The 6,973-nt window shown below is 38.2% G+C and carries 4 protein-coding genes; all 4 read right to left on the bottom strand.

The features are described from left to right. The coding region (locus E1176_RS08790) for a fasciclin domain-containing protein (RefSeq protein WP_155210238.1) at positions 1-1,634 on the bottom strand (1,634 nt) is incomplete at its 3' end. Between the two features lie 23 nt (positions 1,635-1,657). After that, a complete protein-coding gene (locus E1176_RS08795; protein WP_155210239.1) occupies positions 1,658-2,536 on the bottom strand; it encodes a Calx-beta domain-containing protein in 879 nt (292 codons plus the stop codon). Positions 2,537-2,557: 21 nt separating this feature from the next. Further along, positions 2,558-3,889, bottom strand: a complete 1,332-nt coding sequence (locus tag E1176_RS08800; RefSeq protein ID WP_155210240.1) for a RagB/SusD family nutrient uptake outer membrane protein — start codon at positions 3,887-3,889, stop codon at positions 2,558-2,560. A gap of 11 nt (positions 3,890-3,900) precedes the next feature. Further along, the gene (locus tag E1176_RS08805) at positions 3,901-6,891 is read right to left on the bottom strand and encodes a SusC/RagA family TonB-linked outer membrane protein (protein ID WP_155210241.1); all 2,991 of its coding nucleotides are present in this window, start codon (positions 6,889-6,891) and stop codon (positions 3,901-3,903) included. Positions 6,892-6,973 lie beyond the last annotated feature (82 nt).

A 6,973-nucleotide genomic window follows, 5' to 3' on the forward strand; every position in this document is an offset into this window, starting at 1 on the left:
CCAATAGCACTAAACGCTGCGTCAGTTGGTGCAAATAATATAACATTTCCCTCATCTACTAATTCGTCTAAGCCTGTTTCTTCCAATGCCGCTACTAATGTTGTATAATTACCATCAGCAACTAACTCATCTAAAATGCTATTACTCGAAACATCGGCCAATACACTAGTTGAAGTTGTAACATAACCATTGTACAGTCTCTCGTCCTGCCAAGATGCTCCAGCAAGAAATCCGAAACCTAAACCTGATCTATCTGTATCTAAAATAAAGCTTTCATCTAAAGTTGAAAAACCTACAAAACCATTTGTCAGCAAATTAAGATAGTCTCCTCCGCTGTTAGAGTTATAAAGGAATGTGCCTGTTGTATCTGCATTATTGATGTAAGTTTCAGACACTAGCTCGCTAAATAGTAAGTTAAACTCATGGAAATTCACTAAATCTGCTGCCTCTGTTACAGACAAAGTAGCAACATCGGTACCTAAGTTATCTAAATACGTATCTACAGCAAATGTACTAGGTACGTACAAAATTACAGAACCATTTAGGTCATACGTAACTCCAGATTTATCTAGTATTTCAGAAAACCTATGTGTTCTATAGTATTGAAATAATCCAATATTTGGTTCATTTAATGCTTCTGCAATAGTAGGTTTAGGTGTTACGACTGCATCTACTATGTGTATAACACCATTCGATGCTATTATATCAGAGTTCTCAACAACCGCACCTTCTATTTCTAAACCATCATCTCCAATTGAGATATCAACTCCCTTTGTAGTTGACAACGGCCCTGCAGCAGTCTCAGTTCTTAAAAAGACATCAGTTCTAAAGTTACTTGGATCCAAAGCTTCGAAAGCTTCAGTTAAACCACATGCCAAACTACCACCCGGAATTACGTGAAATAAAAGAAAGTCTTCTAGTTCTTGAGCTGTTGCTGCGTCAATACCAGCCTGATCAAATCCAGCAGCAGTCATTGCAGCATCTGTAGGCGCAAGTAATGTAAACTTACTGCTTCCTGCAAGTGTTGCGTCTAAACCTGCTTTTACAACGGCATTTTGAAGTAATGTTAATTCAGCGTCAGTAGCAGAAGCAAAATCACCAATTACTGAAACCAAATTGCCACTAGGAGGCATTAACACGTTGTCTACACTATGAATAACTCCATTATTAACATTTATATCAGAGCCAGCTGATGCAATACCTACATTGCCATTCAAGCATAAACCGTTTACAATTATATCAGTACCTTGTACAGTAGTTAATTCATTTCCAAGCGCATCTGATTCTACTTCACTGTCTATAACGTGGTAAGATAGAATATCCGCCAAGGTACTGGCATCAACATCTCTTATATCTATACCAGCTGCTGCAAAGGCTGCATCAGTTGGTGCAAATAATGTAATGTTTCCAGACTCTAAAGTAGCTCTAAGCCCAGCTTTTTCAATTGCTGCGTTAAGTGTATTATAACTACCAGCCTCCGTATTGGCTCCATTTTGAATATACTGGGCTACAGTGATGTCTCGAAGATTTTCCTGATAATACTGACTTGTATCATCATCGTCACTACACGCTCCAAGTACCAAGGTAAAGGCAGCAGCATAGCTTAATTTCGTCAAATAATTATATATTTTCATTATTTAATTTCTTTATATTAAAATTAATTCGCCTTCTCATAAGTAGCGGTAACAGAAACAGCCACAGTTGCTTGGTCCTCCCTTAGCACATCGTAACTAAAACTAAAGGTAGGGCCACAAGTTCCAACTGCACCTTCACCAGTACCAACTGCATAGCGCTGTAAATCTGAAGTATTTTTATAGAACTCTTGGGGACCATTAGAATTATCTATACCTACAGTTTCAGCATCAACATCCACAACTAGATTTACAACCTGAACATCATTTTGTCCTCCATCTGTAGCACCTAATAAGTTATCAGTACCAAAAACATTAGTTTCTGATGTTGCCGTTAGATTTGACACATATCCGGTATTCTCACCAGCGTCCCATATCCAACCTGATGACTGCACCCACGATACATTGTATGTACCAGGAAACGTGGTTATATCAAATGGACAATCGTCATCACTAATACTTAGCGAGTACGTTGTACCAATTGCTCCTCTACCCACTTCAAGTCCATTATTAGCACTTGTAAGGGTCAAATCAATTGACTTATTTCCATCTGTTTCATCATTGTTGATCGTACGAAGTTCTATAACTCCAAAGTGTTCGCCCGCAGGTATGACAATTTGACCAGGTGTACCACCTCGCAAAATTTCGTAATCCACTCCTACTTCAGCGTCACCTTCTACAGTATAATTCACAATTATATCCGAATTGAGCGTGGGCCCTACATTACTTACTTCAACCTTAATGACAGTTGTAGTATCAGCCTCACTCACAGAAGCACTACTTCCGGTATACTGCACATAAAATGGCCCTTCGAATGTAGTTCGTCCATCTTCTTCATCACATGCTGAAGTAAAGATTACAGCAAATGCGATCAAGAATAAACTGAATTTATTTATAATTTTCATATCTATTGTTTCTTTAAATAATTAATAACCAGGATTTTGATCAGAAGCCGTAAGTGTAGGATTTTGATCAATTTCACGCTGTGGTATTGGTAACAATATGTCTGTGGCGTCCCATGAAGCCGGCTTCACTGCACTCATTACAGCGTTTGCTTGTCCCGTTCTTATTAGATCATTCCATCGATGTCCTTCAAAGGCTAATTCAAGCTTTCTTTCAAGCAACATGTTTGACTGGTTATAAGAAGCGTAAGTAGCTCCGTTAGAACGACTAGCAACTGTATTTAAGTCTGCCACGCTATTGTTGGCCTCAGCCCTAATTAAATACATTTCAGCCAAACGTACTACAATTGGTTGATCAGTACCATTTGTAGCATCTGTGTATTTATTAGTTACCAAGATACCTCCTGCATCAGCAGAGTTTGGAACAATTAGCTCAGCCCTTTCATCTCCACTTGCATATTGCGCCTCTAAAGTTGGATTTGGCGAGTAGTCATATCTACCTCCCGCCCCAACCGGCTGGGCAAAGAAACCTAAGCTGTTACCATCCTGAATACTTGCAAATAATTCAAATATGATTTCAGGAGAAGTCGCATCATTATTGTAAAGATTGCTGTAAGTAGGATCTAATGTGTATTCACCGCTATTTATAACAGCATCTGCCATTTGTCCAGCAAGATTTAAATCTCCTGAATATAAAGCTACTCTTGCAAGTAGTGCTTGAGCTGCTCCTTTAGTAGCTCGCGTTGTTCTCTCAGGATCAGTCCTTTCAGAAGCTAAAGGCAAATCTGCCATTGCCTCTTGTAAGTCAGCAATTATCTGAGCATAAACTTCAGCTGCAGGTGTTCTAGGCAATTCGCTTGTCACACCAACGTCTGAGGTAAGAGCCAATGGAACAGCACCCCAAAGTTTAACCAAATTAAAATGAGCTAATGCTCTTCCAAACTTGGCTTCAGCAACGAAAGGAGCAACTTCCTCCTCAGTACCTGCATTCAATGCTCTTTCCAAAACGGTATTAGCTATAAATATCGTCCCATAAGGAGATGACCAAACACCTCTCATTGTGGTATTTTCAGCAGTTACATTATTAACCGACATATCTTGTTTAGTTGGAAAGGTCCCGGTAAAAACCATTTCATCACTTAGAATTCCAGGCATAAATATCTGCAATTCACCATATTGGTTACCAGACTGCAAACTACTATACATACCAAGAACTGCTCCATCAAGGCTTTCCAAATCCTCAATTACAATTTCATCACCAATTTGATCAACTGGTTGCTTATCAATATAATCCTCACATGCTGTTGCACTTACTATAAGCGCGAGCATCAAAAGGAAAGAGTTTAATTTATTCATCTTATATTTTTTTATAGTCCTACGTTAATTCCAACCAATAACATTTTTGACTGAGGGTAAGTAAGAAAATCAGTTCCCTGAGCAGTACTAGTATTATTGAAAACGTTTACTTCAGGATCAAATCCGCTATACTCTGTAAATGTCAGAAGATTCTGTCCGGTTACATATAATCTTAATGATCCTAGCCCATACTTTGAAACTAAATTTTGAGGGAAATCATAACCCAGAGTTACATTCTTTAATCTTAGGTACGACCCGTCTTCCAAAAATCTTGAGTTATCAGCATTATTTAAGCCTACAGTGGCTCCGGTTGCTGCTCTTGGAATATCTGTAATATCACCTGGCTGTCTCCATCTTCTAAGAACAGAAGCATCCATACCCCAAGCACTAGTACCTAAGTGTTCCATAAACTGCCTGTTGTTGTTATAAACATCAACACCTTGAATGAACTGGAAGAATACATCAAGGGAAATTCCCTTGTATGAGAAACTATTGGTGATACCACCTAAGAAATCTGGCTGATAGTTACCTACAATTGTCTGATCTTCTGAGTTTATCGTTCCATTTCCATCAACATCTGTATACATTGAGTTTCCAGTTGCTGGATCAACTCCTATGAAATCATATAAATAAAATGTATTTAAAGGTTCTCCCTCAATAATTGCACTGCCGAAACCTGACAAAATTGGTTCTGGATCTAATAACGAAACTACTTCGTTATCTAGGAAGGAAATGTTAAAAGTAGTTGACCACTTAAAACCGTTTGTATTAACGTTAACAGAGTTAACATCAAATTCCCAACCCCAGTTTCTTATTTCTCCAATGTTATCTTGTACACTTGCAAAACCCGTTGATTCAGGTATAGGATTAGCATAGAGTAGATCTACAGTAGAACCATCGAAATAGCCTGCATTAATATTTAACCTGTTGTTAAATAATGCTAATTCTAATCCAATATCATATGTAGTAGTTTCTTCCCACTTCAACTCATTATTAGCAATTCTAACTGGTGCAGTTGCAGGGCGGTCAAGGTAGTTTGCACCACCAGTCCAAGTACCTAGGTATGTGAAATCTCCAATTCTATCATTACCTGTTTTACCATATGAAGCTCTCAACTTACCAAGTGATAACCACTCTATCCCATCCATGAATGACTCATCAGAAAAATTCCATCCAACAGAAAATGCATAAAATGTTCCGAATCTATTATCAGGTCCAAATCTTGAAGATCCATCTCTTCTAACAGTAGCAGTAGCTAAATACTTACCTTGATAGCTATAGCTTGCTCTAGCGAAAACAGAATTAAAAGCATAATCTCTTCTTAAAGAACTACCAGCCGTAATTGTTGATGCTGAAGTTAAGTAAGTTAAAGATTCTCTAGAAAAACCATTTCCAGAAACACTATTTCTAAAATCAGTTCTGTTTTGCCAAGTTCCACCGACTACAGCAGAAATATTGTGATCTGAGCCTAAAGTCTTATTAATTCTTAAAGTAGGCTCAAGAACTGTAGTTGCTAGCTCTCTTGTATTGTAGTTACCTACTCCATTAGGTGCTCCTTGAAATGTGCTTGCTGGGATATAGTGATCCTCAGTTAATTCTGTCCAATCTAACGATGCATCTAACTGAGCAGTAACACCAGAAACAATTTCATATTTGTAATATGTGTTAGCTATTACCTTTTTAGTTTTATTGTCAAACCTAGGTAATAATGCAGATCTTACAGGGTTGGCAAAAGGAGGCTCATCACTATACTCATCCGTTGGGTTTCCATTTTCATCTAAAACAAAAACAGGAATATTTGGAGCGGTCAATAAAGCTGTTGAAAGTACACCATAGATATTGTTATCATTTTGTATTCTTTCGTTCTTATCAAATGAAAGGCCAATAGATGCTCCAAAGCTAAACTTTTCAGTTGCGGTATGATCAAGGTTTAATCTTGTAGTGGCTCGTTGGTAACCAGATCCAAGCATAGTACCTTGTTCATTTCTATAACTTCCACTCACGAAATAACGAGTTTTACTATCTCCACCGCTTAAGCTTAAATTGAATTGTTCAATATCGGCTGTTCTGAAAACCTCATCTAACCAATCCGTATCAACATTTGCATTTGGAGTTTCATCATATTCTACAGGAGCAAGTCCATCATTCAGTCTTGCTTCGTTCATAATCATCTCCCATTGATCTGCATTCAGCACATCTATAACGTTGGTAGGCTCACCAAAACCACGCATATAACCTGCATTTAATTTTGTTTTACCTGTTTTACCACGTTTCGTTGTAATAAGAACAACTCCATTAGCTGCACGTGCGCCATAAATAGCAGTACTCGAAGCATCCTTCAATACTTCAATTGATTCAATGTCATTTGGATTCAGAGCAGATAGCGCATTACCACCTTGACCACCAAAACCACTTTGTTGAATATTTCCGCTAACTACCGGCACACCGTCTATAACATACAATGGATCATTGCTAGCAGAAATAGAAGTTTGGCCACGAACCCTTACACTAATTCCACCGCCTGGGGTACCAGAAGCAGAAGTAACTTGAACTCCTGCAGCCAGACCTTGAAGGACTTGATCAGCACCTGTTACAGGAAGTTTTTCAATTTGCTTTGAAGAAACTGAAACTGATGAGCCAGTAAATTCCTTTTTAAGAGTTGTACCGTATCCTACAACAACTACCTCAGATAATTGCTGTACGTCTGGAGACATTGCAACATCGATAACTGATCTTGTACCGATTTCAATCTCCTCAGTTGCTAGACCGATAAATGAGAATACTAGTGTGCTAGCACTAGAAGGTACTGTCAATTTATAGTTACCATCAATATCGGTAACTGTTCCCGTAGTCGTCCCTTTGACAACCACGTTTACACCAGGTAGGGTAGATCCGTCTTCTACGGAAGTAACCTTACCGGATACTGTACGTTCTTGAGCCCACGATTCACTAAACGTGAATGCGAACATCAACATGAAACTAAGCAGTAAAAACTTCTTCATATTGTTTTGTTTAGGTTAATAAAAAAAATGTCCATCCCAAACTTAGAATAAAATATGCTAATTAAGAACATTAGCCGAAAAA

This window comes from Fulvivirga aurantia, from assembly GCF_009711475.1.
Classification (GTDB): domain Bacteria; phylum Bacteroidota; class Bacteroidia; order Cytophagales; family Cyclobacteriaceae; genus Fulvivirga; species Fulvivirga aurantia.

Excerpts from the sequence above, each read along its gene's own strand:
- E1176_RS08795 (WP_155210239.1), bottom strand. The coding sequence starts at position 2,536 with ATGAAAATTATAAATAAATTCAGTTTATTCTTGATCGCATTTGCTGTA.
- E1176_RS08800 (WP_155210240.1), bottom strand. The coding sequence starts at position 3,889 with ATGAATAAATTAAACTCTTTCCTTTTGATGCTCGCGCTTATAGTAAGT.
- E1176_RS08805 (WP_155210241.1), bottom strand. The coding sequence starts at position 6,891 with ATGAAGAAGTTTTTACTGCTTAGTTTCATGTTGATGTTCGCATTCACG.